Source organism: Microbacterium murale (assembly GCF_014635185.1).
GTDB classification, from domain to species: Bacteria; Actinomycetota; Actinomycetes; order Actinomycetales; family Microbacteriaceae; genus Microbacterium; species Microbacterium murale.
Genome location: NZ_BMCM01000001.1, coordinates 1,014,694 through 1,039,839, shown reverse-complemented (window position 1 = coordinate 1,039,839; position 25,146 = coordinate 1,014,694). Strand labels below are relative to the sequence as shown.

Sequence of the window (25,146 nt, the reverse complement as noted above, 5' to 3'; positions counted from 1 at the left end):
GTCGACATGGGGGGATCGCGCACGCCACCCCGCCCTCCTACGCTGGAGGCATGCGCAGCGAGGTGAACCCACGACTCGCCGACGCGGGGCTCGCGATCGCAGTGACTCTGGTGCTCGCGGTCGTCATCGCCGCCGATCCGGTCGGTCGCACTTCGTTCGGCGGATACGCGTTCGCGCTCGGATTCGGACTCATCCTGCTCGTGCGCCGTCGGCTGCCGCGAACCACGCTGGTCGTGACGCTGCTCGCGATCTTCGCGTACTACACGCTGGATCTGCCGCCGGTCGGCATGGTGCTCCCCGCGATCGGCGCCCTCTTCTCCGCGGCGGAGCAGCATCGCACGTACTGGGCCGTCGGGTCGGCCGTCGTGCTGCTCGCGGTCGCCACCTACTTCCGCCTCGACGGATCAGAGCCGGAAGCGACGCTCAACGGCTACACGTTCGTCACCGAGCTGGCGCTCGCCGCTGCGGCCATCGCCCTCGGCTCCGCAGTGCGTCTCGCCCGTGAGTCGCGGGAGCGCACCGCGCAGATCGCCGCACTCACCGCCGCTGAAGAATCGCACGCCGCAGATGCCAGGATGCAGGCGGAGCGGATGCAGATCGCCCGCGATCTGCACGACACCATCGGGCACACGCTCTCGGTCGCGTCCCTGCATGCCGGGGTCGCCGCCGAGGCGCCGGATGCTGCGGCCGCACGCCCCGCGCTCGATCAGGTGCGCGCGGCGACATCGGATGCGCTGCGTGAGCTGCGTCGGACGGTGAAGGTGCTGCGGTCGGACGACGCCTCCGGTCCGGAGCCCGTGCAGGGTCTGGCGGCGCTCGAACCGCTCTTCGCCGCGGCGCGGACGGCCGGGCTGCGCGTGGAGACCGAGATCTCGGTCGCATCCGATGCGCTGTCACGCTCCGTCGACGCTGCGGCCTACCGGATCGTGCAGGAGTCGCTGACCAACGTGCTGCGGCACTCGGGCGCCTCGACGGTTCGAGTGACCGCACGCGCGGTGGAGGGGACGCTGGCCCTGCGCATCGTGGATGACGGCACCAGTGCGCGAGGCAGCCAGCGTACGGGTGCCGGCATCAGGGGCATGCAGGAGCGTGCCGATCTGCTCGGCGGCACGCTCACCGCGCATCCTGCACCTGGCGGATTCATCGTGCGCGCCGAGATTCCGGCGCGGGCAGGAGGAGAGTCGTGAACGAACCGATTCGTGTGGTGATCGTCGATGACCAGGAACTCGTGCGCGCCGGCCTGCGCTCGCTCGCCGAGCGCGACGGCGACATCACCGTCGTCGAGGAGGCGCCGGACGGGCGCAGCGGCCTGTCCCGCGTGCGCGAGCTGCGTCCCGACGTGGTGCTGATGGACATCCGGATGCCTGTGATGGACGGCCTCGAGGCGACGAGGGCGATCGTCGCGGATGCTGCGCTCGACGGTATCCGAGTCCTGATCCTGACCACGTTCGACGAAGACGAGAACGTCTACGAGGCGATCCGTTCCGGCGCGTCCGGATATCTGCTGAAGGACGTGTCACCGGAAGACCTGCGCGCCGCGATCCGCACGGTCGCCGACGGCGACTCACTGCTGTCGCCGTCGGTGACCGCAACGGTCATGCGCGCCGCCGCATCACGAACGGTCATCGATCGAACCCAGCTCGACGGACTGAGCGAACGCGAGATCGAGGTGCTCACACTCGTCGGCCGCGGGCGCACGAACGACGAGATCGCCGCCGACCTCTTCCTCAGCCCTTCCACCGCCCGCACGTATGTCAGCCGCCTGCTCGGTAGGCTCGCCGCCCGCGACCGTGCGGCGCTCGTGGTGATGGCGTATGAGACGGGGCTGGTTGCGCCCGGACGCTGACGGGGCGACTGGACGTTCAGCCGGTTCGTCGGTGGATGCTGTCGAGCTGGGCCCTCAGTGCCGGCGGCCCGTGCACGACGAAGTCGCAGTCCAGCGTGAGCAGGCGGATGGCCAGCCACTCGACGGTGTCCTCGGCACTGCGCCACCGCGTGCGACCCTCCTCAGCCACCAGCTCACCGGTTCCGAGGTAGTCGCGCAGCCGAGCCCGGGCGGTGTCCAACGGCAGATGCAGCGTCACGTCCGCACGGTACGTCGGGGCCATGGCCGACTCGGAACGCTCGAGGTGGGCCAGCACACTCTCCTCCGGTACGAGCCCGCGCGTCGCACGCACTCCGGTGGCTCGAAGTGAGGTGACGCGATCCGCGCGGAAATGGCGCCACGCACCGCGATCGATGTCGAAAGCGATGAGGTACCACCGCTGATGGGCGTTGACCAGGCGCTGCGGTTCGACATGCCGCGCGGTGAGATTGCCGCCGTGATCCTCGTACTGCATGCGGACACGTTCCTGACTCGCCGTCGCGGCGGCCAGCACTGTGAGAACGTCAGGGTCGACCGCGTCGCCAGACGGGCGGGACCAGGTCATCGCCGTCGCGCCGAGCGTGCGGACGCGGTACCGCAGTCGAGAGGGAAGCGACACGCTCAGCTTGGCGAGTGCTCGGACGCCGGCATCCTCGAGTCCTGGGAGGCCGTGAACGGCTACCGTGCGCAGCCCGAGTGCGACGGCCACGGCTTCATCGTCCTCGAGGAGAAGCGGCGGCATCGATGTGCCCGCCACGAGTCGATAGCCGCCGTGAGCGCCGAGGTCGGCATCGATGGGATATCCCATCTCGCGCAGACGGTCGATATCGCGTCGAACTGTGCGGTGCGTGATGCCGAGCCGCTCGGCGAGTTCGCTGCCTGACCACGTGCGAGAGGTCTGCAGCAGCGACAGCAGGGTGAGCAGTCGCGACGTCGGATCAGCCATGGAACAACTCTCCTCGAGAAGTAGGACGATATTCGCCCTAGTTCGAATCTAACGTTGCCGATGACAAAAGACCGGATTCGAAGGGAACCGAGATGGACCAGAACAATTCCGCACCTGCCGGCTACACGAGCGTCGCCCCCTGGGTGACCACAGAAGACACCGGGGCATTCCTCGACTTCGTCACCAGCGCGTTCGAAGGGGAAGAGCTCGGCCGCGTCGCGACCGAGAGCGGCGCTATCGGTCACGCCGAGATCAAGATCGGCGACACCATCGTGCTGGCGTTCGACCGCGACCCGGCGTGGCCGGTGATGCCGAGCCTTCTGCGCGTATGGGTGCCCGATGCGGACGCCGCCTTCGAGAGGGCGATCGCTGCGGGGGGTCAGGTCGTGACCGAGATCGCGGAGAACGCGTTCGGCCAGCGCGGCGGACGGATCAAGGATCCGTTCGGCAACATCTGGTGGGTCATGGCCCACGTCGAGGACGTGCCGGAGGACGTGATGTGGGCACGGCTGCAGCAGCCGGTGTACGCCGAGCAGATGCGAATCGCACAGGAGACATTCGACGCGGAGATGACCGGACGAGCAGAGGGACGCAGCAGCGCTCCCATCCGCTGAGATTGCCGCGTGGGTTCGCCGAGCGGAGAGGGGTGGCGAGGGAGTCATCGCAGTAGGCTGAAGCCATCATGCAAGAGTTCTGGCAGTGGGCGGGCAGCTTCTGGTGGCTCATCTTCCCCATCATGGGAATGGCCGGCGGGGCTGCGAAGGCGTGGGAGCAGGGCGCGAAGCGCCGGCACGAGCGACGCCTCGAGACACTGCGCCTCAAGGGCGAGCTCAAGGCCGCTGAACTCGCCGCGCGCGGCCAGGTCGCACCGTCGAGGAAGCGGCGCGAGATCGCTTCCGATGCGCAGCCGTCGTCGAATCAGCTGCTCGAGCGGCTCTTCGCCGAGCACGACGAGATCACCGCCCGGTGGCTGGATTACGAGCTCGACGTCGCCAAGCTCATCGCCTTCCCCGCCATGAGCGACGGACGCCAGCCGCTGACGGCCGCGTTCCTACGGGCGAAGAAGACCGCGGACGCGCTGCGGCCTTCCTCTGCGGATGCGAAGGTCAGCGATCAGCAGATCAGCGAGTATCTGGATGCGGTCGGCAACTACGCCGTCGCGTTCGAGATCGCCGAGAAGGAAGCCCGCCGGCTGCGCAACTCCACGTTCAGTGAGGCCGAGCGCAAGAAGCTCGACCGCGCACAGAAACTGCTGAAGGTCGCCGTCGACGAGTCGGCCACGCAGGCCGAGCGCAACGTCGCATACAAGCGCGTGCGTGAAGAGCTCGAGGGGCTCATCGTGCTCAGCGACGACGCCGTGACCGTGCTCGAGAAGCAGGTCGCCAGGGAGATCACGACGGGTCCGACTCCGGCCCCGACCTCCGATGGCGCCTCCGAACCCGAGCGCACGCAGCCCGAGCGCGCACCGCAGCCGGAGCGCACGCCTCAGCCGGAGCCCATCCGGCAGCCGAAGCACGACGCGTCGTAGCGCGCGATCTCACCCCACGGCGGCGAACAGCTCCCGCGTCGCTGCCGCGTACGCCGCCATCTCCGCCTGCTCCTCCGGATACTCGCGATGCCCGGCCGTCATCACCATGACCCTGCGATGCTGCTCGGGAACAGCATCCGCGACGGCGAACTGCCCGACCGGAGGCACCGACGGGTCCTCACGCGCGGCGGCGACGATCGTCGGAACGCGGATGCGGGTGGCCGCCGTCGCGGCATCGAAGTAGTCGAGCACATCCCACGCCTCCGGATGCTCGCGGACCCAGGCACCGACGGCCGCGCTGCTGCCCTCATTCGGCACCGCGAGCCTCCGCGCGTGCGCGCCGAACGACGGCACGTGCAGCGAGGCCGCGTCGATGCGGTCGTCCCACGGGAGGGCCATCGCGCCGATCCCGCCGCCGAAACTCGGCCCGAAGTAGCCGAGCCGAAGGCCGCCGTGCTGCTCGCCCAGCCGCGCGTCGAGCAGCTCTTCGAGCGCGGTGATCGCGCACCAGACGTCGGCCGCGCACCCGCCGTGCACGTACGTCTCCCGGGAGCGGATGCCGTGCAGCACATGCTCCGCGCCATCCGACGGAATGCCGTCGACCAATGACAGAGTCGGCAGACCACGCGAGACGGGGTAGAGCACGGCCGCGTCGGCCGGCGCCCACCACGGCTCAGGTTCGGCACGACCGCCATAGCCGTGGCCGACGATCACGGCGGAGCGGATGTCGCCCGGCGGCAGGGTGAGCCATCCACCGAGGCGGACTCCGTCGAGCGACGTGTACTCGATCAGCTCGATGCCGCCGTCCACTGGTGTGCGACTCGGCCTCACCTCCACCTCGCGCGCACGGGCGGCAAGCGACTGCCAGAAGTCGTCGAAGTCGTCGGGAACAGCGCGTTCATCCACGTCGGAAGTCTGCCATGACCGCCGGTCGGCAGTCACGGCAGCTCCGCGGGCCCGACGATCACGTGCCTGCGGTCGCGCACCCACACCACACCGTCGCGCCGCCGTTCCTCCCTTGTCGCGAACCGGTAGCGGTACGACAGCGCACGCACCCATCGCGGCTGCTGCCCAGCGAATGGGTCGACCCGCAGCAGCGCGAGCGTCGGATCATCCGCCTGAAGCAGCCGTGCGAGCAGCATCGTGAACCAGTCATCCAATGAGCGCCCGAGCGGCAGGAACCACATCAGCCAGTCGAGGCGCAGATGGTACGGCGCGAACTGCCGCGGCACGCGGCGCACATCGCCGGGCTTGCCCTTGAACTCGTACTCGCGCCAGATCGCGGCATCCGGGTCCTCATCAAGAGTGCCCTCGATGACGATCTCCATGCGGTCCTTCGTGACGGTGCCGAACGCGCCATAGGCGTTCGCGAGCTGCCACCGATTGAAGCTCGCGTTCATCAGCTGACGTCGGGCGAACAGGTTGCGCAGGGCCGGCCAGCTGACGATGAGGTACAGGATGCCGATGGCCGAGGTGATCACGATCCAGTAGAGCGGGAGTGCCGCCGCACCGGCGGCAGTCGTCGGCGCACCGAACGCCCCGGGCACCCCCACGGCGGAGAAGGCCAGCACGATCGTCGCCCAGTTCAACCACGCGAAGTTGCCGGTGGCGACGAGCCACAGCTGCGTCACGATGACGATGGCCCCCGCGACGGCGCCGACGATCTGGGGCACCGGTCCCGGCACCCACAAGGAGAGCAGCGGGGCGAACAGGAAGAACGGCACCACCAGCTGCGCGAAGTGATTTCCCAGTACCTCGCCCTTGTGGAACCAGCGCGGCAGCAGATGCGCCTGCCGGCTCAGTGGCCCAGGCATCGGCTGCGTCTCGTGGTGGTAGGTGAGGGCCGTGAGGTCGCGCCACTCCCGTCCGCCGCGGATCTTGATCATGCCCGCACCGAACTCCAGTCGGAACACGAGCCACCACATCAGCACGATCACCACAGTCGGCGGCGGCTGATCCCGCGAACCGAGGAAGGCGGCGAGGAACCCGGCCTCCAGCAGCAGCATCTCCCACCCGAAGCCGTAGAACGTCTGCCCGATGCTGGTGATCGACATGTACCCGAACCACAGCGCGAGGAAGCACACCATCGGCACCCACGGCGGCGCGAACTGCGGGATGCCGGCGACGAGCAGCGCCGAGACGACGATGCCCGCCCAGCACAGCGTCGCCAGTCGGCGGTCGGTGTAGCGGATGCGACGGAACAGTGTGGGGCGCAGCATCCGCCCTCTCGACTTCGAGGACGAGGCCCATTCCAGCAGCGCCGGCGCGGGCAGCAGCCCCCGCTCTCCGAGCAGCGGACGGAACTGGTTCAGCGACGAGACGAACGCGACGAAGAACAGCGCCGCAATGCCCCGCTGGAGCACTTCGCGCGCGAACCCGAAGTCGACAGCCGCGAAACCGTCCATGCCTTCAGGCTACGCGCGTCGCCCAGATGCGGCAGGGGGTTGCGCGCACCGTGCATCGGTGAGCCGCGGCATGAATCCGACCCGGCTGTGGTTGCATCCACCATGCGCATCGATCTCAGCGGCAAGACCGCACTCGTCACCGGCTCCACCCAGGGCATCGGAAGGGCCATCGCCGCGACCCTGGCCGACGCGGGGGCGCGCGTCGCCATCAACGGCCGCAGCGCCGACACCGTGGCATCCACGATCGCCGAACTGCAGGCGGAGTCGGCCGAGCGCGAGTTCATCGCGGCTCCGGGCGACGTCACGGATCAGGAAGGGGCGGATGCTGTGCTCACCGCGACCGGCGACATCGACGTGCTCGTCAACAACCTCGGCATCTTCGGTGCGACTGACGCGCTGGAGATCACCGACGAGGAATGGCGCCGCTACTTCGACGTCAACGTGCTCGCCGCCGTGCGCCTGATCCGCGCGACGCTCCCGGGCATGAAGTCGCGCGGATGGGGACGCATCCTCAACATCGCCAGCGACTCGGCGGTCGTCATCCCAGCCGAGATGATCCACTACGGCATGTCGAAGACCGCGCTCCTCGCAGTCTCCCGCGGATTCGCGAAGGATGCCGCCGGCACCGGCGTCACGGTCAACTCGGTGCTCGCCGGCCCGACGCACACCGGCGGCGTGGAGACGTTCGTGTACGAACTGGTCGACACCGCCCTTCCTTGGGAAGAGGCGCAGCGCGAATTCATGCGCCTGCACCGGCCGCAGTCGCTGCTGCAGCGGCTGATCGAGCCAGAGGAGATCGCGAACATGGTGGCGTACCTCGCCTCGCCGCTGGCATCCGCCACGACGGGAGCCGCGGTGCGCGTCGACGGCGGGTACATCGACTCGATCGTCCCGTAGACGACGAAGGGCGCCGCGGCCGAAGCCGCGACGCCCTCGTGACGCTCACTGAGCGTGAAGAGAGTCAGTCCTTGACGACCCAGTCGAACTGGTCGCCGTTCTCCTCGAGCCACTTGTCGACGGCTTCGGCCTCCTGGCCCTCGCCGAACTCGTTGACGACGAGGTCCTCGAGCGAGCCGTACTGGTCGTCGTCGAGCTTGATCTGCTCGACGAGCTCAGCGGCCTCGGGGAACTCCTCGGCGAAGCCCTTGTGCGCCATGAAGTTCAGCGTCTCGGCCTCACCCATCGCACCCAGCGGGTCCTCGAGCTCCTTGACGTCGTACTTGCTGTTCGCCCAGAACGGCTTCCACAGCGTGACGACGAGGTCTTCTTCGTTGTCGATGGCCTCACCGAGGACGGTGAGCATGCCAGAGGTCGACGACGTCTCGAGGGTGTACTCACCGTCGAGGCCGTACTCGGGCATCATCGAGTCCTGCGTCACGCCGGTGAGGCCTGCGCCGGGCTCGATTCCGATGATCTTGCCGTCGAAGCGGGCAGCCTGACCCTTGAGGTCTTCGATCGAGTCGATGTCCATGTAGCTGGGCACGGCGATCGTGAGCTTGGCGTTGTCGTAGTACGCGCCGAGGTCTTCGAGGTCGTCGCCGTACGTCTCCATGTACTCCGCGTGCGTGACCTCAGGCCACGCCGACGGGAACATGTCGACATCGCCCTGTGCGAGGCCGGTGTAGAGCGGGCCCGCCTCGGTCAGCGTCTCGAGCTCGACCGTGTAGCCGAGCTTCTCGAGCTGGTCCTGGACGAGGTAGGCCATGCTGAGGCCGTCGGTCCAGGAGGGGATGAAGCCGAGGGTGATGGTGCCCTTGTCTCCGCCTTCGCTGTCACCGCCGCCGTTTCCGCCTGCGGTGTCGTTGCCCGTCGCGCAACCGGCGAGGGCGAGGGATGCCACGGCCCCCAGGGCCACGGCGGCTGTGATGTGCCGGAACTTCTTCATGGTGCTTTCCTTCCGTATGTTCTGCTGCGTTTCGTATGGGTGAGGGATGGGTCAGGGAGCCGCGCGGCGCATGCCTTTGGCTGTAGCTCGGTCGGCCTCGAGGTTCGCGGCATCCGCCTTCTCCGCCTGCCGCGCACCGCGACGGCGAGCCATCATGCCCAGCAGCGACGACGGGTGCTCGTTCGGCGTGCCGAGTGCTGCGGTGACGCGGTCGAGGAAGACGGCGAGCAGCACGACGCCGAGGCCGGCTTCGACGCCCTTGCCAATGTTCACGGTCGAGATGGCCTGAACGACCAGCTTTCCGAGGCCGTCGGCCCCGGCCATGCCGGCGATGACCGCCATTGACAGCGAGAGCATGATGACCTGGTTGACACCGGCCATGATGGTCGGCATCGCGAGCGGAAGCTGGATGCCGCGCAGGATCTGCCCCGGTGTCGCACCGAACGCGTGTCCGGCCTCGACCGTCTCGGAGTCCACGCCTCGGATGCCGAGCTCGGTCATACGCACGCCGGGAGGCAGGGCGAAGATCACCGTGGCGACAAGCCCGGGCACGACGCCGATGCTGAAGAACACGATCGCAGGGATGAGGTAAACGAAGGCCGGCATCGTCTGCATGAAGTCGAGGATCGGCTTCATGATTGTTCGCACCGTGGCGTTGCGCGCCGACCAGATGCCCAGCGGGATCGCGATGACCACCGCGATGAGCGCGGCGACGACCACGAGCGACAGCGTCTGCATCGCCGCGACCCACAGCCCCATGCTGAGGATCAGCGCGAACGACACCGCCGTACCGACTGCCATCCAGATCGAGCGCACTGCCCAGGCGATCAGCGCGGCGATGATGATGAGCGCGACGATCGGCGTGCCCAGGAGGACATCGGTCAGACCGTTGACGAGGAACTTGACGATGAACGAGATGAAATCGAGCAGGCCCTCGAGGTTGTCCTTGACCCAGCCGACGGCTGCCGCGGCCCACTCGCCGATCGGAATGCGGAATCCATCCATCAGCGCACCTCTCCTTCAGTCGCGGCCTCAGGAGCGACGGCATCCGCCGCCTCACCCAGCACCGCGGCGATCTCGGCGTGCGAGACAGGCGGAAGCGGCAAGGTGATCTCCTCGGTGGAGTTCGGGCCGGGCCCGAGAGCTGCGAGCAGCGTGACGCGCGGGATGACGCCGGTCAGGCGCCCTTCGGCATCGACGACCGCGAGCGGCAGCTGCGACTCGACGGCGGGGACGAAGAGGTTCATCAGGACCTCGTCCTCTGAAACGCTCTGCGGCACCGGCTTCAGGATCGACTTCAGCGACGTCTCGCCCTTGCGCACGAGCTTGACGGCATCGCGGTCGGTGACCATTCCGAGCAGCTTGCGGTCGCGGCCGGTGACGTACGCGGCCGACATGTAGGCGTCGCGCATCTGGCGCAGTGCCGTGCGAGGGCCGGCGTTGTCGGCGACGACGGGGCGCGGGCGCTCCATGACGTTGGATGCCGTGAGCACGCGTGCACGGTCTACATCCTGTACGAACTGCTCGACGTAGTCGTTGGCAGGATCCGTGAGGATGTCTTCCGGAGTGCCGATCTGCACGATGCGACCGTCGCGCATGACCGCGATGCGGTCGCCGAGGAACATCGCCTCGTTCAGGTCGTGCGTGATGAAGACGATGGTCTTCTGCAGCTTCTGCTGCAATTCGAGAAGCTGTTCCTGCATCTCGCGGCGGATGAGCGGGTCGAGAGCGCTGAACGCCTCGTCCATGAGCAGGATGTCTGTGTCGGCGGCGAGAGCGCGGGCGATGCCGACGCGCTGCTGCATTCCACCGGAGAGCTCGGACGGGAGCTTGTCGCCCCAGCCGTCGAGGCCGACCATGGCGAGCACTTCATCGGCCTTGGCCGCGCGCTCGGCCTTGCCGACGCCCTTGAGCTCGAGCGGGTAGGCGACGTTCGCGGCGACCGTGCGGTGCGGCAGGAGCGCGAAGTGCTGGAACACCATCGACACGTTCTCGCGGCGGATCTCGCGCAGGCGGGATGCCGGCACTCCGGCGATCTCGTCGCCGTTGATCACGACGGAACCGTCGGTGATCTCGTGCAGCCCGTTGAGCATGCGGATGATGGTGGACTTGCCCGATCCGGACAGGCCCATGATGACGAAGATCTCACCGCGGTTGACGGTGAAGCTGGCGTCGATGACGGCAGCGGTCCCGGCATCCAGTGTGTCGGTGCGGGATTCGCCCGCCTTCAGGCGGCGGACGGCCTGGTTCGGATTCCTTCCGAACACCTTGAAAAGATGGCGCGCTTCGAGAGCGGTTTCGGTCACGTTTCTCCCGGTGGCTCACCGGTTCTTCGGGTCTCGGGAGCCGACTTCGGTTACGCCCGGGTGATGATCACGAGGCCGCTTCGACAGTGTCGCGCTGGCGGCTCAGGCAACGGATTTCGGATCCGCGCAAAGAACATCGACCGTACGCCCACGCCTCTTCGCAGCACAGCTCATCGAATGAAGGACGTGACCGCGGACTGGTCTATAAGCCGAAAGGCCTACATTTCAACGTAACAAAAGGGCCGGTCAGGGGCAAATCTCGACCGACTCGATGCGGCACCTTTTTGTTGCCTGAACGGGGATTCTGTCGAATGTCGACAATCTGCGTGTTGGCGTGTCAGCGGCGGATGCTGCGGGTCACAGTGAACTTCGCCGTTCGATGCAACTGCTCGGTCTGGCCTATCAATCTCGTCAGTTCAGGGCGGTAGAGGAGGCTCGAGTTGAACACTGTGAGCAGTTCGCCGCCGGGGCGGAGAAGTCTCGCCGCGGCTTCGAAAAGGCGGGTCGCCGCCCCGGTGTGGACGCTCGCGCCGAGGTGGAACGGCGGGTTCAGCAAGATGAGGTCGGCACTGCCGCCTGGGAGCTCGGAGCCGGCGTCGTCGTGCGTCACCATCACGCGGTCGGCGACGCCGTTCGCGATCATCGTCTGACGGGCGGATGCCACGGCTGAGGCTGAACGATCGGTCGCCGTGACGCGGGCATCGGGGTGATTCAGCGCGTAGTGGGCGGCGAGTGCTCCTGTGCCGCAGCCGAGGTCGATGACGCGGGTCGTTTCTTCGGCAGCATCCTCGCGGGTCGTTGAGCGAGCGGAGCGAGACGAAACGGGTTGAGCGAGCGGAGCGAGTCGAGACCTTTCCGCCAGCACCTCGAGCAGCACGCGGGTGCCGATGTCGATGCGGTTCGCGGCGAATGCTCCGCCGTGCGCGACGAGGGTCAGGCCGAACTCGGGGTGCTCCGCCCGTTGCGGATACGGCGGCTCATCCGGCACGGGCAGCGGATCGGATGCCACGAGCAGCCGCGACTTCCGTTCGGCGCGCTGCGCCTGCACGGTCCCGAACACCCGCCCGAGCACTTCGTTCTGCGTGAGCGTCATGTGCTTCACGCGCCCTCCGGCCACGAGCACCACGTCTGGCGCGGCCCAGCGGGCCACGGCATCCGCGATCTCCTCCAACTCGGAGAGCGCCTTCGGCAACTGCAGCAGCACAAGCCGCGCACCTTCGAGCAGCGACGCATCCAGTTCGTGCGACGCGAATCCCCCGAGGCGGAGCTCGGCGGCATTGCGCGCCAGCGCTCGGCGCCCGGTGGCGAGATCCTGGTGCACGCGGATGCCGTCGTATCCGGCATCCGTCAGCGCCAGCGTGATCGCGCCGTACTCGTCGCCGATCACCGCGATCGCATCGCCCGGCACGTCCGCGGCGAGCGCACGCTGGACGAGGAGCTCGTCGGTAGCATCCCAAGCCTGCAGGTTCGGCGCCTCCACGTCGGGGAATCGGCGCAGCGAGGCGTAGGAGAAGTCCATCTCCCCAGACTAGGAGTGCGATGTCTTGACACTGACTGAACGCATGTTTAGCATGCTGTACATGCGTTCAGTGGCAGATGATCTCACCGCTCGCGCCCGTATCCGCGACGCGGCAATCGCCGCGTTCGGCCGGGACGGCTTCGACTCGGTGAGCCTGCGCACGATAGCCGCCGATGCCGGTGTCAGCGCGGCGCTGATCGTGCACCACTTCGGCGATAAGACCTCACTGCGTACGATCTGCGACGACTACGTCGTCAGCATCTTCACCGACGAGAACCACGAGCTCATCGACGCGCCGACGACGGACCGCGTCCGCGCCGCACTGCACGACATCGACCGCTACGGCCCGTACATCGACTACCTCGCCCGGATGCTGATCGACGGCTCTCCCGCCGCGGATCGCCTGTTCGACAGCATCCTCGCCGGCACGCGATCCGTGCTCGACGAGCAGCGCGACGCCGGATTGCTCGAGCCGATGAGCGACCCGGAGATGACGTCACTCGTCGTCGCCCTCATGGGACTCGCACCGGTCGTGATGCGCACGCAGGTCACGCGGGCGCTCGGTCAGGATCAGCTGAGTCCGGCAGGACTGCTGCGCACGACACTGCCGATGATGGAGCTGCTGACGCACGGCATCTACGCGACCGGCGCGTTCCTCGACGGGGCGCGCGCGGCGATGGATGCCGCGGCATCCGACCCCGTCGACGAGGCGAAGCCCGACACCGAGGAGGAGCGATGACCGACACCATCGAAGTGCGCGCCCTGCACAAGCGGTACGGGCGCAACATCGCGCTGCACGAGCTCGACCTGCGCGTGCACCCCGGCACCGTGTTCGGGCTGATCGGACCGAACGGTGCCGGCAAGACCACGACCCTGCGCACCCTCGTCGACGTCATCCGCCCCTCCTCCGGCACGGTCCGCGTACTCGGCGAGGAACCTCGCCACGGCGGAGCGGCGCTGCGGCGGAGGATCGGATACGTTCCCGGCGAGCTGCATCTCGAGGGCCGGTCGAGCGGGCACCGGCTGCTCGCGTTCTACGCCGAGGTGTCCGGATCGGCCGGCTCTTCGGCATCCGTGCTGCGCACCGCCCGTGACCTCGCCGATCGTCTCGGCGTCGATCTCGACCGACCGGTGCGCACGCTGTCGAAGGGCAACAAGCAGAAGGTCGGGCTCATCCAGGCGTTCATGCATCGCCCGGAGCTGCTCATCCTCGACGAGCCGACCAGCGGACTCGATCCGCTCGTGCAGCGCGAGTTCCTCGCGATGGTGCGCGAAGCGCGGGATGCCGGGCAGACCGTGCTGCTGAGCTCGCACGTGCTCAGCGAGATCCAGCAGACGGCGGATGAGGTGGCCGTGCTCAGCGCCGGTCGCATCGTCGCCGAGGGAGACGTCGCCTCGCTCCGTCTCGGATCCGTGCGCCGCGTGCGTGTGCGCATCGGAGGATCGGATGCCGCGGCCGCCCGCGCGGCGTTCGAGAAGCTCCCCGGCGTCGAAGGACTGGACGTCACCGATCACGGTGAGGGCGTGCAGCTGTCGACGACGATCGAGGGGGCGATCGATCCGTTCGTGAAGGCGCTCGCGCAGCACGAGGTGCAGGATCTCACGGTCGAAGAGCCCGATCTGGAGGAGTCGGTGCTGCGGCTGTACGGCGACCGGTCGCGGCCTGCCGATGCATCGGCGCCCCCTCACGCGGACGACGCCCCCCGTGAACGACGTCGCCGCGCGGGGGCCTCGGCGACAGGCGGGGGCATCGACGAGCAGACAGGAGCGCCACGCACCCGGCGCTCTCGCCGCGGACGGAGGCACTGACATGCGCAGCATCCTGCCGGTGTTCCGGCGCAGCATCCGGGAATCGTGGCGCAGCCTGCTCGGTTGGACGATCGGCATCACCGCCGTGCTGTTCCTCTACCTGCCGCTGTATCCGAGCATCGGTGCCAGCGATCAGATGCAGCAGCTCATCGACTCGATGCCCGAGCAGTTGGTCGACACGCTCGGCTACGACCAGATCGCCAGCGGCGCCGGTTACACCGAGGCCACGTTCTACGGACTCATGGGGTTCCTGCTGATGACGATCGCGGCAGTGATCTGGGGCGCGTCACTGGCGACCGCGGAGGAGAGCGGCCGCGCCGAACTCGACCTCGCGCACGGCATCGGGCGCGGTCAGTATGCGCTGGAGACAGCGCTCTCCGTGCTCGTGCGCCTGATCTGGCTCGGAGCCTCCGCCGGGCTCGTGATCTGGGCGTTGAACGGCCCCGCCGAACTCGAGCTGGAACCGGTGCGCATCGTCGGCGCGAGCGCCGCACTCGTCGGTCTCGCCTTCCTCACCGCCGGCGCCGCGCTGCTTGCGGGCGCGGCGACCGGGCGCCGCATCTGGGCGACGGGTGTGGGTGCGGGGATCGCGGTGCTCGGGTACATCCTGCAGGCACTCGCGAAGCAGTCCGACGACCTCGAGTGGCTGAACGCGCTGTCGCCGTATGCCTGGGTGTTCCGGCAGTCGCCGCTCGCCGAGGGTGTCGACGTCGGCGGGCTCGCATTGACCTGGGGTGTCGGGCTGGTGTTCGCCGCGGCATCCGCCCTTGCGCTGCGCGCCCGCGACCTGCGCGGCTGACGCCCTACCTCGCCACTCACCCCGGCCTGGCCCCGAGACCCCAGGGTTCCGCCGAGACCCCATCGCATTGACGCCAGCAACGTGAGGTCTCGACACGAAGACGGGGTCTCGGCGAAGGGGTTGACGCGCCCAGGGTTCTATGGTTAGTTAGTCGAGTAAGTAACCAACTGACCACCGTGGAGGCATCAGTGATCGAAGAAGGCAAGGCGCTCTTCCTCCAGATCTCCGAGCAGATCGAGGACTCGATCCTCGACGGCTCGCTCGAGGAGGAGTCCAAGGCTCCGTCGACGAACGAGCTCGCCGCCTTCTACCGGATCAACCCCGCCACCGCCGCGAAAGGAGTCGCCATGCTCACCGAAAAGGGAGTGCTGTACAAGCGCCGCGGAATCGGCATGTTCGTGCAGACCGGAGCCCGCGAGCTTCTGCTCGGCGAACGGCGCTCCGCATTCGCCGACCGCTACATCGACCCGATGCTCGCCGAGGCGTACACACTCGGCCTCAGCGCCGACGACCTCGCAACGCTGCTGCGTGACCGCGCCGCAGCATCCAGCCAGAAAGGGAACCCCGCATGACCGCCGTCATCGAGGTGAACAACCTCTCCAAGCACTACAAGGACAAGCGCGCACTCGACAACGTGTCGCTGTCGCTCGAGGGCGATGCCATCTACGGCCTGCTGGGTCGCAACGGCGCAGGCAAGACGACCCTCATGTCGATCCTCACCGCACAGAACTTCGCCACCGCCGGTGATGTGAAGGTGTTCGGCGAGCATCCGTACGAGAACGCCCGCGTGCTCAGCAGGATCTGCTTCGTCCGCGAGAGCCAGAAGTACCCGGATGACGCGACGCCCCGCCACGCGTTCAAGGCCGCCTCGCTGTTCTTCACGAACTGGGATCAGGAACTCGCCGAGCAGCTGATCAAGGACTTCCAGCTGCCGATGAAGCAGACGATCAAGAAGCTCTCCCGCGGGCAGCTGTCTGCCGTCGGCGTGATCATCGGGCTCGCCTCACGCGCCGACATCACGTTCTTCGACGAGCCCTACCTCGGACTCGACGCCGTCGCCAGGCAGATCTTCTACGACCGGCTCATCGAGGACTACGCCGAGCATCCGCGCACGATCATCCTCTCGTCGCACCTTATCGACGAGGTCGCGAACCTCATCGAGCGGGTCATCGTGATCGATGACGGCAAGATCCTTCTGAACGAGGAGACGGATGCCGTGCGCGACCGCGCCGTGACCGTCGTCGGCGACTCGACCGAGGTCGACGCCTGGGCGGCGTCGCGCGAAGTTCTCCATCGCGATCAGCTCGGACGAGTGGCGTCCGTCACCGTGCTCGGGGCGCTCTCGCCCGAGGAACGCGCGGAGGTCACGGCATCCGGTCTCGATCTCGCACCCGTCTCCCTGCAGCAGCTCATCGTCCGCCTCACCCAGAAGGCCAGCGCAGAAAACCAGGAGGTCCGCTGATGTCCCGCACGCTCAATGTCATCCGTCTGCAGCTGATCAACAAGCAGACCTTCATCTGGGTGCCGCTGATCGTCCTCGCAGGCTCCGTGCTCCTGTCGGTGCTGATCTACGCCATGATCCCCGTCGACGAACCCAAATACGGTGGCGGCGGTCAGGCTCCGCTGTGGGTCTTCTTCGCCGTCGGGCTGTCGGCGATGACCCTGACCTTCCCGTTCTCACAGGCGATGAGCATCACCCGGCGCGAGTTCTTCGTCGGCACCCTGATCACGGCGATCCTGGGCAGCGCGTTCATGGGCGTGCTGTTCCTGATCGGCGGTGGGATCGAGATGCTCACGAACGGATACGGCGTGAACGGCTACGTCTTCCACCTGCCGTGGCTGTGGGAGGCCGGGCCGCTCGGAGCGTTCGTCGTCTACTTCACTCTTGCGCTGTTCTTCTTCGTGGTCGGCTTCACCGGTGCCACGATCTACAAGAGCTGGGGCCCCGTGGTGATCACGGTCGTCGGAGTCGCTGTCGGACTCGTGCTGCTCGGGATCATCTACCTCATCACGCGGCTCGAGCTGTGGGAGCAGGTGTGGCTCGGCATCCTCGATCTCGGAGCCCTCGGACTCGCACTGTGGGGCCTGGTCGCGGTCGCGGTGCTCGCAGGGATCTCGTTCCTCGCGTTCCGTCGGGCGAAGCCGTAGCCGGCGCTGTAGGGCCCGCGATCCTCGGAGATCGCGGGCCCTTCGGCTGTACAACCGTCGGTCGAGATCACAGATGTCAGTCCAGATCCGGGATCTGAGCCGACAGGTGTTCCTTTCGACCGACATCTGTATCGAGCGTCCGAGGCTGTGGGCGATCGAGTGCCGAGCGATCGAGCGGCCGAGGCGCCGGGGTCGCGGTGAGACCCCGATCAGATCGTGTCGTCGGCCGCGATGATGTCGAGGCCCCAGATGCGAGTCGCAGGGTCATCGGGGTCGTGGGCGTCCTCGACCTCTCTGATGACCTCGTGGATCCGCCGCTCCATCTCTTTGAACTCCGCCTCGGTGAGTCGCAGGTTCGCCTGTGAGAAGGTGCCGTGCGTCGCGGGGTCGCGCCCGGACACGTACTCCGGCGCCCAGGCCATGACGCGCCGCATCATCTCGACGTGATCGTCGGCGAGGGCGTTCATCAGCACCCCGCCGAGTTCCTCATCTGCGATCGGATGCTCCGGCGAGCCGACATTCCACGACCCGTCGGTCGCCTTCCACACCCGATCGCGCTTGTCGCGGGCGTGCTCCGGCGCCTCCTCTATGAGTCCGGCATCTGCGAGCACACGCAGGTGGAAGCTCACACTGTTGGCCGCGACGCCGAGGTCCGCGGCGACATCGGCGGCACGAGCATGACCGCGGCCGGCGACCGACTTGGCGATGCGCCGGCGCAGCGGATGCGCGTAGGCCTTGAGCATCGCGGTTGTCGCCTGGCGGGCGTCAGCGTGCACGGGTCTCGAGCCGGGCTGCATGGGCTTCGCGTCGGAATGCACGGCCTCCGCGTCGGGCTGCGCATCCGCCGGGGATGTCTCATCTGCCATGCCGCCATCCTATCCACAACAGATATTGCGCAATTCTAGTTGCGCAATTTCTCTTGCGGATCTATTCTCGAACACATGACCACCGCAATCGCCCACCGTCTGACGCGCAATGTCCGCTACATCACGTGGCTGATCAGCGACACCGCCAAGGGTCTGGCGTCCGCGCTGTTCGGCTTCGCGATCCCGCTGATCGCGCTGTTCGTCACGAATGATCCGGCGCAGGCCGGCATCATCAGCGCGGTCGGCATGACGATCCGCACCATCACCACCGTCTTCGGCGGCGTGCTCGCCGACCGGCACAGCCGCATCGTCATGATGATCATCGGTTCGGCCGCCGGCGTCGTGCTCGCGGGGGCGTTCACCGCCCTGGCCCTGACCGATGCGTTCACGTTCGTGACGCTGCTGGTGATCGATGTCGCCCTCGCCGCGCGCGCCGGATTCTTCGACATCGCGGGCGAGAGCGCGCTGAAGGAGATCGTTCCTGACGATGCGATGGGCAGAGCCCAAGCGGCGAACCAGGGACGCGACGCCGTGCTGCAGCTCGCCGGCGGACCTCTGGGCGGCGTGCTGCTCGCGGCGGGAGCATGGCTGATCGGCGCCGCGATGGCGGTGTGCCACGTGATCGCGATGGCGACGGCATGGATGCTGCGGCGCTCAGCCCCCTCAGACGCAGACGGGGCAGCATCCGAGGTCGGCCTGGCGGCCGCGGCCGTGGCGATCGGACGCCCGAACGCGCTGCGCGAGATCGCCGAAGGATTCCGGTGGCTGATCTCCCGTCCGGACCTGCGCGGCGTCCTCTTCGTCGCCACGATCGTCAACCTCGGATTCAGCACGGCCATGACGACCGTCATCTACGCGCTGCAGCAGGCCGGCCACTCCACGATCACGATCGGTCTGCTCGCCACTGGCGCGGGAGTCGCGATGCTGGTCGGAGCACTGATCGCGCCGCTCCTGGTGTCAAGGGTGCGCGCGAGCGTCGTCATCATCGGCGGGCTCGGTGTCGCGACCCTGGGCGTCTTCGGGATGATTCCCGCCCACGAACCGCTGGCACTGGTGGTCGTCCTCGCGGTGACGGTGTTCTTCGTCCCCGCTGTGAACGCCGCCCTGATGGGCTACTTCATGGTCGCGACGCCGACCGAACTGCTCGGCCGGGCGAACAGTGCATCCGCCGTCCTCGGCATGGGGGCGATGCCCCTCGCCCCGCTGATCGCCGGGTTCGGACTCGCTGCGATCGGACGCGAGAACACGCTCGTCACGGCATCCGTCCTGTGCGCGATCTCGGTGCTGCTCGCCGTCGCGAATCGAGGGCTGCGCGCACTACCCGTCGAAGCCGGATGGTCAGCCCACGCACGCCGGTTCGAGTGATTCACCCTGAAGTCGGTCAGAGAGCGCCGGCGAGCGCGGCGATGCCGGCGATCACGGAAACCAGTGCGATCACCAGTGCGATTGCGATCAACACGGCATGCACCTTGAGGAACGTCGTGGCCTTGCCATCGGCATCCCGCGCCCTGGGGTCGTTCGCGACCCGCTTGTAGAAACGCGGCCACACGATGACGTTGAAGGCCGCGTTGACGAACAGGAGCACAGCAAGAAGGGTCACCCCTTCAGCCTAGGCGCGGCCGAGCTTCGCGACCGATGTATCAGAGACCCCTTGCCGCGCTCCTGGTAGATGTGAGCACAATGATCTTCATGACCGACGCCTCTCCCGCGGGCGCCGTCAGCGACGGATCGGCGCGCTGGGAACGCGCGGCTGATCTGTTCGCCGACTGGCGCTCCGGAAACGGGCGTGCCATGGATGACCTGGTGCGCCTCATGACCCCCGTGCTGTGGCACGTCGTACGCGCGTACGGGCTCGAACGCTCACTCGCTGAAGACGTCGTGCAGTCGACCTGGCTCGCGCTCGTGCGCGGACACGACAGGATCGCAGACGGCCGGGCGGTCTCCGGCTGGCTCACCGTCACCGCGCGCCGCGAGGCATGGCGGGTCAGCAAGGGGCAGCGACGAGCGGATGCCACGGCGGACGATCTGCTCGAGCCCATGCTTCCGCCACAGGAATCGGCCGAGACCGAGGTCGCAGCATCCGACGAGGCTCGACGCATCTGGGCCGCTGTCAGCACGCTCAACGAACGCTGCCAGCGACTGTTGCGCGTCGTGGCCTTCGATGACCGACCGGACTACGCCACGATCGCCACCGACCTCGACATGCCGATCGGCAGCATCGGCCCGACTCGCAGACGATGCCTCGCGAAGCTGCGCACCGAGCTGGTGCGCACGGGGCTCGCGCCGGCCGAGGGAGGTCATGATGAGCCGCTCGGATGATGAGCTCTTCGCGCTCCTGCGCACAACGATCGACGAGATCGATCCGATGCCGCAGGGTCTCGCCGACCGCATGATCGCCGCGGTCGCGGTCGCAGATGTCTCGCGCGAGTACGCTCTGCTGACGCTGATGGAGAATGCGCACGCAGCCGTTCGCGGCGACAGCGATACGACCACGCTGCAATTCAGCGACGGCAAGGCGAGCATCCTGCTGCACATCAGCCGCACGGCGAGCGGTCGGCGCCGAGTGGACGGTTGGGTGGATGCCGACGCCGCCGAGCTGCGTCTGATTCAGGGCGAGGGGCGCGGCGAGCGCATCTGGACGGCTGTACCGGACGAGCAGGGTCGGTGCGCGTTCGACGAGATACCCGCGGGACTCAGCCGTGCACTGCTCATCATCACCGGAGCTGCGAAGGATCTGCTCACGCCGCAATTCGAAGTCTGAGAGCGTACGCAGTCACGAGGACGAGCCCGGCACTGACGCCGCGGAGAGGGAGATCTGATGGAGCACCCAAGAGGCTGGAGCTGGCAGGACCGCGCCGAGGGGTCGATCCCCCGTGGTGCGGCGCTCGATCCCGGTGTGGATCCCGTCGAGGGCATCCGCGCGTTTCCGACGGCCTATCTGCCGGATCGGATGCTGATAACCGAGCATCCCGATGACGAGAACGGCGCCTACGACCGCGACCTCAAGGCGCTGATGGAGGCCGCGGGGACCTTCGGATGGCGGCTGCAGGTCGACGCGGACGACGTGTTGCGTGCGGGGCGACGTGCGAACACCCTCCCGGACGTTCCCGGATTGCATCGCGCTCAACTCACCACCCCGGACGAGCCCGGTGCGGGCGAATCGCCCGTGGCGCCGGACGCCTGGCGTGTGCTTCAGCGCGCACGCAAGATCACAGGCGGCCCCATGCCGCGTGCCGGCCTCGAACACGTGCTCGCGATCGATCCCGTCGGGCTGAATCCGTTCACACGCACGAACCCGTTCACGCGGACGAACCCGTTCACACGCACGAATCCGGTGCGCGGAGCCGGCGCCGTCGGAAGCGACGACTACATGGAACCGGGTCGTGGTGGCAGGCAGCCGATCGCCTGGATCGGCGCCGCGCCAGTGCGCACTGCGGACCAGGGGAGCGGGCGCAGGGCGGTCATCGCGGTGCTCGACACGGGATGCGGCGTGCACGAGTGGCTGCCCGATTCGATCGTGACCAGGACGGTGGAGCTGGATGGGACACCGATCGGCCTCACCGGCGCCGATGACCCCGAGGTCTACCCCGACCTCTACGGGCAGCTCGACGGCGAGATCGATGCGGTGGCAGGGCACGGCACGTTCATCGCGGGCCTGATGCGCCAGACTGCCCCGGATGCCGACATCCTCTCGATCCGGGTCGCAGGGTCGCTGGGAGTGGTGGACGAGTCGACGTTCTTGCGAGCGCTTGCGGCACTCGTGGAGCTGCATCGGCGGTTCGTGGAGGGAGCAGAAGGCGGTCGACCGATCGACGTGCTGAACCTGTCGCTCGGGTACTACCACGAGACTCCGAAGGACGGACAGTTCTCCCTGCTGCTGTACGAGCTGCTGCGCACGGCGCGCCGACTGGGCATGGTGATCGTGTGCTCCGCGGGCAACGACGCGATCGATCGCCCATCGTTCCCCGCGTCTCTGTGGGCATGGCCCGGCGCCGACAACGGCCTTTCGGCGGACAAGGCGGTGCCGTTGGTGTCGGTCGGGGCGCTCAATCCCTCCCGCCGATCGCTGGCGCTGTTCTCGAACGTCGGACCATGGGTGCGGACTTTCGCGCCGGGGGCGGCGGTGGTCTCGACGACTCCGGGCTTCACGGGCGGGACGCAGGCCGTCACCAGGGATGACATCGGCGACCTCCCCCGCGAGACGATCGATCCGGACGACTATCGCGGCGGCTTCGCGGCCTGGAGCGGCACGTCGTTCGCGGCGCCGTATGTGGCAGGGAAGATCGCCGCCCGCCTCGGAGTCGTACCGCACGACGGGTGCGCGCCCGCAGCAGTGGTGAAGAAGGCAGCGGATGCCGTGTTGAAGGAGCTGCCGCCCCTCGCGCCCTTCGGATGACCCCACCGCCCTCCGGCTGACCGCACCGCTTTCGGCTGATCGCGGTACAGATGTCGGTGGATTTTCACAGATGTCGGTCGAAACACGGTGTGTGAACCCACATCTGTACCTTTGGGCCGCCATCTGTACCGGCGCCCGAGGCTTTCGCGTGCGGGGCGGACACGGCATCCTGAGAGCATGGGGACTACTGCGCGTGAGTTGTATGAGCGAGGACGCGACGCCTCGAACGCGCAGCGGTACGCAGAGGCGCGCCGGCTCCTCGAACGTGCGGCCTCGCGGGCGACGGATGCCGGAGCGGACCTGCAGTCCCGGATCGCGGGGACCATGGCGTACGTGCTCGCGCAGACCGGCGAACCGGTGCGGGCCGAGGCGTTGTGCCGCGAAGCACTCGACCGCGACGGCGTGAGCGTCGAGACCCAGGCGATCATCGCAGGCCAGCTGGGCGTCCTGTTCACGCGCGCGGGACGCCTGGACGACGCCGACGAGATGCTCACCCGAGCGATCACGGGCCTCAGCGGCACAGCGCGCGCCAACTGCCTGTTGAACCGCTCTCTCGTGCACATGCACCGACGGGCGTTCGCCGCGTCCACCGCCGATCTCGAACAGGCGGTCACGATCTACGAGGCCGAGGGCGACGTCGCCGCGGCCGCCGAGGCACGCCACAACCTCGGTTACACCGCGTTGCTGCGCGGCGACCTCGTCGAAGCTCTCGAGCTCATGGCCAGGTCGCGCCCGGTGATCGCGGCCTCCTCCCCTGAGGGTGCGGCGATGAGCGACCTCGATCGGGCCGAGGTGCTGCGCGACGCGGGCCTCGTCGACGAGGCGGAACGCCTGCTCGACAGCGTCGCCACGACGTTCGGAGCGGCCCGGATGCGCCAGTCACAGGCCGAGGCGGAGTACCACCTCGCCCGTTCGCTGGTCCGGCACGACCCCGAGCGGGCGCAGGGGGTCGCTCGCTCGGCTGCCCGCCGGTTCCGCGCGCTCGGTGCTGAGAGCTGGGCCGCGCGCAGCGACGCCATTCGCCTTGATGCCCGACTCGCCCATGCGGTCGCCAACGATCGCCTGGGCATCGGCGGACGCGATGCCGCTCTCCCGACCGCCGCCGAATTCGCCGCGACCGTCGATGCGCTCAACACCTGCGGATTCCCCGCCGAAGCCACGGCCGTGCGATTCAGCGCCGCCCTCGCCGCCGATCAGCGTGGCGATGGCGATCCGGCTGAGCGCCTCCCCCGGCTTCCGCGTGATTCCCCGACTCCGTTGCGCCTGCGCGCCGCCGAGGTGCGCGCCGCTCGCGCGCAGGCGCACGGACGCGCAGCGCAAGCCCGTCGCCATGCGGCCCACGGACTCGACCTCCTCTCCGATTGGCAACGATCCTTCGGCGCGCTCGACCTGCAGGTGTCGCTTGCGATGCACGGCACCGGTCTGATCTTCCGAGGGCTCGCAGCCGCGGGGGACAGCCGGGACCCCGCGATCCTGTTCGACTGGTCCGAGCGTGCACGCCACCTCAGCCAACAGGTGGCCCCCGTACGTCCGCCCCGCGACAGTCATCTCGCCGACGACCTGGCGACGTTGCGGATGCTGCGCACAGATCTCTCCGGGACTGAATGGACCACCGATCCCCAGGTGCGCACGCTGCGCGATCGAGTGCGCGACCGCCAGTGGACGGCGACCGGCGCCGGGGACCTGCGTCCACGGGTGACGCTCGACGAGTTGAGGGCCTCGCTCGATCCGGACACCGCAGTGCTGTCCTACGTCTTCACCGGAGCCTCCCTGCTGTGCCTCGTCACGACTGCCGACGCCAGCCGCATCGTCGACCTCGACTGGCCTGACGTGAAGCGCGCCTCCGACGGGCTGCGCGCAGACCTCGACGTGTCGGCCTCCATCCGCAGCGGTCCGATGGCAGAGGTGGTCGCTCGCGCGCTGGACGATCGGATGCTGCGCCTCGACGACGCACTACTCGCTCCGGTGCGTGCCGCGATCGGCGCTCGCCGCCTCGTGCTGACCGTGCCCGGCCTCCTCGCCGGCATCCCGTGGGCCATGCTGCCGACCAATCACGCCCGACCGTTCACTCTCGCCACGTCGGCGTCGCGATGGATGCAGGAGCGCCCGGCGGCAGCGCCGATGAGGTTCGTGGGGTTCGCCGGCGGGCCGCGCGTTCCCCGCGCCGTCGAAGAGGTGCGTGCCGCAGCATCCGCCTGGTCCGACCCGGCCGTGCTCACCGGCGAGAATGCGAGAGTCGATGCCGTCACCGACCTCGCCGGACGCGTCGACCTGCTGCACATCGCCGCTCATGGGCACCACGCCGTCGACAACCCGCTGTTCGCCGGTTTCGAGCTCGTCGACGGCACACTGTTCGGGTACGACGTCGATCTCATCCCGCACGCACCCGAGACGGTCGTGCTCTCGGCCTGCGAACTCGGGCACTCGTCGGTGCGGTGGGGTGAGGAGGCGCTCGGGATGACACGGGTGTGGTTGCACGCCGGGACGCGCAGCGTGATCGCCGCTCCCGCAGTCGTCTCCGACGACATCGCCAGCACCCTCCTGGCCGCGGTTCATGTAGGCCTCAGCCGAGGCGACAGCCCAGCCGTCGCACTGGCCGCGGCGTCCGAGGCGACCGGCCACCGAACCCCGTTCCAGTGCCACGGCAGCGGATTCTAAGTGAATTCCCGTTCCGA

The 25,146-nt window shown here is 68.1% G+C and carries 25 protein-coding genes; 16 read left to right on the top strand and 9 right to left on the bottom strand.

The window, feature by feature from the left end:
• Nucleotides 1-50 precede the first annotated feature (50 nt).
• Complete coding sequence (locus tag IEV67_RS05035) at nt 51-1,187, top strand: sensor histidine kinase (RefSeq protein ID WP_188435435.1); 1,137 nt, start codon at nt 51-53, stop codon at nt 1,185-1,187.
• The gene (locus tag IEV67_RS05030; RefSeq protein ID WP_188435434.1) at nt 1,184-1,846 is read left to right on the top strand and encodes a response regulator; all 663 of its coding nucleotides are present in this window, start codon (nt 1,184-1,186) and stop codon (nt 1,844-1,846) included. Before IEV67_RS05035 ends, IEV67_RS05030 begins: the two co-directional genes overlap by 4 nt.
• A gap of 16 nt (nt 1,847-1,862) precedes the next feature.
• On the opposite strand, the gene IEV67_RS05025 is transcribed toward IEV67_RS05030, so the two are convergent.
• Entirely contained in the window at nt 1,863-2,810 is a 948-nt protein-coding gene (locus IEV67_RS05025; RefSeq protein ID WP_188435433.1) for a helix-turn-helix transcriptional regulator, read from the bottom strand.
• 92 nt (nt 2,811-2,902) lie between these two features.
• On the opposite strand from IEV67_RS05025, the gene IEV67_RS05020 reads away from it, so the two are divergent.
• Nucleotides 2,903-3,424 (top strand): VOC family protein, encoded by a 522-nt coding sequence (locus IEV67_RS05020; RefSeq protein ID WP_188435432.1) that lies wholly within the window; start codon nt 2,903-2,905, stop codon nt 3,422-3,424.
• Between the two features lie 68 nt (nt 3,425-3,492).
• Nucleotides 3,493-4,338, top strand: a complete 846-nt coding sequence (locus tag IEV67_RS05015; RefSeq protein ID WP_229702740.1) for a hypothetical protein — start codon at nt 3,493-3,495, stop codon at nt 4,336-4,338.
• A gap of 9 nt (nt 4,339-4,347) precedes the next feature.
• Here the strand turns inward: IEV67_RS05015 and IEV67_RS05010 are convergent, their stop codons facing one another.
• Together IEV67_RS05010 and IEV67_RS05005 are read right to left on the bottom strand one after the other, a co-directional pair.
• Nucleotides 4,348-5,244, bottom strand: a complete 897-nt coding sequence (locus IEV67_RS05010; protein ID WP_188435431.1) for an acetylxylan esterase — start codon at nt 5,242-5,244, stop codon at nt 4,348-4,350.
• A gap of 32 nt (nt 5,245-5,276) precedes the next feature.
• The gene (locus IEV67_RS05005) at nt 5,277-6,743 is read right to left on the bottom strand and encodes a lipase maturation factor family protein (protein ID WP_188435430.1); all 1,467 of its coding nucleotides are present in this window, start codon (nt 6,741-6,743) and stop codon (nt 5,277-5,279) included.
• 102 nt (nt 6,744-6,845) lie between these two features.
• Between IEV67_RS05005 and IEV67_RS05000 the strand changes: the two genes are divergently transcribed.
• Complete coding sequence (locus tag IEV67_RS05000; protein WP_188435754.1) at nt 6,846-7,640, top strand: SDR family NAD(P)-dependent oxidoreductase; 795 nt, start codon at nt 6,846-6,848, stop codon at nt 7,638-7,640.
• A gap of 64 nt (nt 7,641-7,704) precedes the next feature.
• Here the strand turns inward: IEV67_RS05000 and IEV67_RS04995 are convergent, their stop codons facing one another.
• The 4 genes from IEV67_RS04995 to IEV67_RS04980 all read right to left on the bottom strand — a co-directional run bounded on the left by IEV67_RS04995 (nt 7,705) and on the right by IEV67_RS04980 (nt 12,453).
• Nucleotides 7,705-8,628, bottom strand: a complete 924-nt coding sequence (locus IEV67_RS04995; RefSeq protein ID WP_188435429.1) for a glycine betaine ABC transporter substrate-binding protein — start codon at nt 8,626-8,628, stop codon at nt 7,705-7,707.
• Between the two features lie 51 nt (nt 8,629-8,679).
• Entirely contained in the window at nt 8,680-9,633 is a 954-nt protein-coding gene (locus IEV67_RS04990; RefSeq protein WP_188435428.1) for an ABC transporter permease, read from the bottom strand.
• The gene (locus tag IEV67_RS04985) at nt 9,633-10,934 is read right to left on the bottom strand and encodes a quaternary amine ABC transporter ATP-binding protein (RefSeq protein WP_188435427.1); all 1,302 of its coding nucleotides are present in this window, start codon (nt 10,932-10,934) and stop codon (nt 9,633-9,635) included. The genes IEV67_RS04990 and IEV67_RS04985 overlap by 1 nt, the downstream gene beginning before the upstream one ends.
• Before the next feature lie 337 nt (nt 10,935-11,271).
• Nucleotides 11,272-12,453, bottom strand: coding sequence for a class I SAM-dependent methyltransferase (locus IEV67_RS04980; RefSeq protein WP_188435426.1), 1,182 nt, complete (start codon nt 12,451-12,453; stop codon nt 11,272-11,274).
• A gap of 61 nt (nt 12,454-12,514) precedes the next feature.
• Here IEV67_RS04980 and IEV67_RS04975 point away from each other — a divergent pair, with 61 nt between their 5' ends.
• From IEV67_RS04975 to IEV67_RS04950, 6 genes are all read left to right on the top strand, one after another.
• Entirely contained in the window at nt 12,515-13,192 is a 678-nt protein-coding gene (locus IEV67_RS04975) for a TetR/AcrR family transcriptional regulator (protein ID WP_188435425.1), read from the top strand.
• Nucleotides 13,189-14,262: an ABC transporter ATP-binding protein gene (locus IEV67_RS04970; protein WP_188435424.1), complete on the top strand. Its 1,074-nt coding sequence runs from the start codon at nt 13,189-13,191 to the stop codon at nt 14,260-14,262. Before IEV67_RS04975 ends, IEV67_RS04970 begins: the two co-directional genes overlap by 4 nt.
• 1 nt (nt 14,263) lies before the next feature.
• Entirely contained in the window at nt 14,264-15,061 is a 798-nt protein-coding gene (locus IEV67_RS04965) for an efflux permease Rv1217c-related protein (protein ID WP_188435423.1), read from the top strand.
• A 188-nt stretch (nt 15,062-15,249) separates the two neighbouring features.
• On the top strand, nt 15,250-15,633 hold the full coding sequence (locus tag IEV67_RS04960; RefSeq protein WP_188435422.1) for a GntR family transcriptional regulator: 384 nt from the start codon (nt 15,250-15,252) through the stop codon (nt 15,631-15,633).
• Nucleotides 15,630-16,523 carry an ABC transporter ATP-binding protein gene (locus tag IEV67_RS04955; RefSeq protein ID WP_188435421.1) on the top strand — a complete coding sequence of 298 codons (894 nt, stop codon included), beginning with the start codon at nt 15,630-15,632 and terminating at the stop codon, nt 16,521-16,523. Before IEV67_RS04960 ends, IEV67_RS04955 begins: the two co-directional genes overlap by 4 nt.
• A complete protein-coding gene (locus IEV67_RS04950; protein ID WP_188435420.1) occupies nt 16,523-17,209 on the top strand; it encodes a hypothetical protein in 687 nt (228 codons plus the stop codon). The genes IEV67_RS04955 and IEV67_RS04950 overlap by 1 nt, the downstream gene beginning before the upstream one ends.
• Nucleotides 17,210-17,418: 209 nt before the next feature.
• Here IEV67_RS04950 and IEV67_RS04945 read toward each other — a convergent pair whose 3' ends face one another.
• Nucleotides 17,419-18,075, bottom strand: coding sequence for an ArsR/SmtB family transcription factor (locus IEV67_RS04945; RefSeq protein ID WP_229702738.1), 657 nt, complete (start codon nt 18,073-18,075; stop codon nt 17,419-17,421).
• A 75-nt stretch (nt 18,076-18,150) separates the two neighbouring features.
• On the opposite strand from IEV67_RS04945, the gene IEV67_RS04940 reads away from it, so the two are divergent.
• Nucleotides 18,151-19,440: an MFS transporter gene (locus IEV67_RS04940; protein ID WP_188435419.1), complete on the top strand. Its 1,290-nt coding sequence runs from the start codon at nt 18,151-18,153 to the stop codon at nt 19,438-19,440.
• Between the two features lie 16 nt (nt 19,441-19,456).
• Here IEV67_RS04940 and IEV67_RS04935 read toward each other — a convergent pair whose 3' ends face one another.
• The gene (locus tag IEV67_RS04935; protein WP_188435418.1) at nt 19,457-19,675 is read right to left on the bottom strand and encodes an SCO4848 family membrane protein; all 219 of its coding nucleotides are present in this window, start codon (nt 19,673-19,675) and stop codon (nt 19,457-19,459) included.
• Nucleotides 19,676-19,764: 89 nt separating this feature from the next.
• On the opposite strand from IEV67_RS04935, the gene IEV67_RS04930 reads away from it, so the two are divergent.
• The 4 genes from IEV67_RS04930 (at nt 19,765) to IEV67_RS04915 (ending at nt 25,129) form a co-directional block, all read left to right on the top strand.
• On the top strand, nt 19,765-20,394 hold the full coding sequence (locus IEV67_RS04930; RefSeq protein ID WP_229702736.1) for an RNA polymerase sigma factor: 630 nt from the start codon (nt 19,765-19,767) through the stop codon (nt 20,392-20,394).
• Nucleotides 20,378-20,836: a hypothetical protein gene (locus tag IEV67_RS04925; RefSeq protein WP_229702734.1), complete on the top strand. Its 459-nt coding sequence runs from the start codon at nt 20,378-20,380 to the stop codon at nt 20,834-20,836. Before IEV67_RS04930 ends, IEV67_RS04925 begins: the two co-directional genes overlap by 17 nt.
• Before the next feature lie 57 nt (nt 20,837-20,893).
• A complete protein-coding gene (locus tag IEV67_RS04920) occupies nt 20,894-22,471 on the top strand; it encodes a S8 family peptidase (RefSeq protein ID WP_188435415.1) in 1,578 nt (525 codons plus the stop codon).
• A gap of 177 nt (nt 22,472-22,648) precedes the next feature.
• The gene (locus IEV67_RS04915) at nt 22,649-25,129 is read left to right on the top strand and encodes a CHAT domain-containing protein (RefSeq protein WP_188435414.1); all 2,481 of its coding nucleotides are present in this window, start codon (nt 22,649-22,651) and stop codon (nt 25,127-25,129) included.
• Nucleotides 25,130-25,146 lie beyond the last annotated feature (17 nt).

Excerpts from the sequence above, each read along its gene's own strand:
- IEV67_RS04950 (WP_188435420.1), top strand. The coding sequence starts at position 16,523 with ATGTCCCGCACGCTCAATGTCATCCGTCTGCAGCTGATCAACAAGCAG.
- IEV67_RS04980 (WP_188435426.1), bottom strand. The coding sequence starts at position 12,453 with ATGGACTTCTCCTACGCCTCGCTGCGCCGATTCCCCGACGTGGAGGCG.
- IEV67_RS04990 (WP_188435428.1), bottom strand. The coding sequence starts at position 9,633 with ATGGATGGATTCCGCATTCCGATCGGCGAGTGGGCCGCGGCAGCCGTC.
- IEV67_RS05025 (WP_188435433.1), bottom strand. The coding sequence starts at position 2,810 with ATGGCTGATCCGACGTCGCGACTGCTCACCCTGCTGTCGCTGCTGCAG.
- IEV67_RS04975 (WP_188435425.1), top strand. The coding sequence starts at position 12,515 with ATGCGTTCAGTGGCAGATGATCTCACCGCTCGCGCCCGTATCCGCGAC.
- IEV67_RS04930 (WP_229702736.1), top strand. The coding sequence starts at position 19,765 with ATGACCGACGCCTCTCCCGCGGGCGCCGTCAGCGACGGATCGGCGCGC.
- IEV67_RS04920 (WP_188435415.1), top strand. The coding sequence starts at position 20,894 with ATGGAGCACCCAAGAGGCTGGAGCTGGCAGGACCGCGCCGAGGGGTCG.
- IEV67_RS04970 (WP_188435424.1), top strand. The coding sequence starts at position 13,189 with ATGACCGACACCATCGAAGTGCGCGCCCTGCACAAGCGGTACGGGCGC.
- IEV67_RS05035 (WP_188435435.1), top strand. The coding sequence starts at position 51 with ATGCGCAGCGAGGTGAACCCACGACTCGCCGACGCGGGGCTCGCGATC.
- IEV67_RS04965 (WP_188435423.1), top strand. The coding sequence starts at position 14,264 with ATGCGCAGCATCCTGCCGGTGTTCCGGCGCAGCATCCGGGAATCGTGG.
- IEV67_RS05015 (WP_229702740.1), top strand. The coding sequence starts at position 3,493 with ATGCAAGAGTTCTGGCAGTGGGCGGGCAGCTTCTGGTGGCTCATCTTC.
- IEV67_RS04955 (WP_188435421.1), top strand. The coding sequence starts at position 15,630 with ATGACCGCCGTCATCGAGGTGAACAACCTCTCCAAGCACTACAAGGAC.
- IEV67_RS05005 (WP_188435430.1), bottom strand. The coding sequence starts at position 6,743 with ATGGACGGTTTCGCGGCTGTCGACTTCGGGTTCGCGCGCGAAGTGCTC.
- IEV67_RS05000 (WP_188435754.1), top strand. The coding sequence starts at position 6,846 with ATGCGCATCGATCTCAGCGGCAAGACCGCACTCGTCACCGGCTCCACC.
- IEV67_RS04945 (WP_229702738.1), bottom strand. The coding sequence starts at position 18,075 with ATGGCAGATGAGACATCCCCGGCGGATGCGCAGCCCGACGCGGAGGCC.
- IEV67_RS05020 (WP_188435432.1), top strand. The coding sequence starts at position 2,903 with ATGGACCAGAACAATTCCGCACCTGCCGGCTACACGAGCGTCGCCCCC.
- IEV67_RS04925 (WP_229702734.1), top strand. The coding sequence starts at position 20,378 with ATGAGCCGCTCGGATGATGAGCTCTTCGCGCTCCTGCGCACAACGATC.
- IEV67_RS04940 (WP_188435419.1), top strand. The coding sequence starts at position 18,151 with ATGACCACCGCAATCGCCCACCGTCTGACGCGCAATGTCCGCTACATC.
- IEV67_RS04915 (WP_188435414.1), top strand. The coding sequence starts at position 22,649 with ATGGGGACTACTGCGCGTGAGTTGTATGAGCGAGGACGCGACGCCTCG.
- IEV67_RS04995 (WP_188435429.1), bottom strand. The coding sequence starts at position 8,628 with ATGAAGAAGTTCCGGCACATCACAGCCGCCGTGGCCCTGGGGGCCGTG.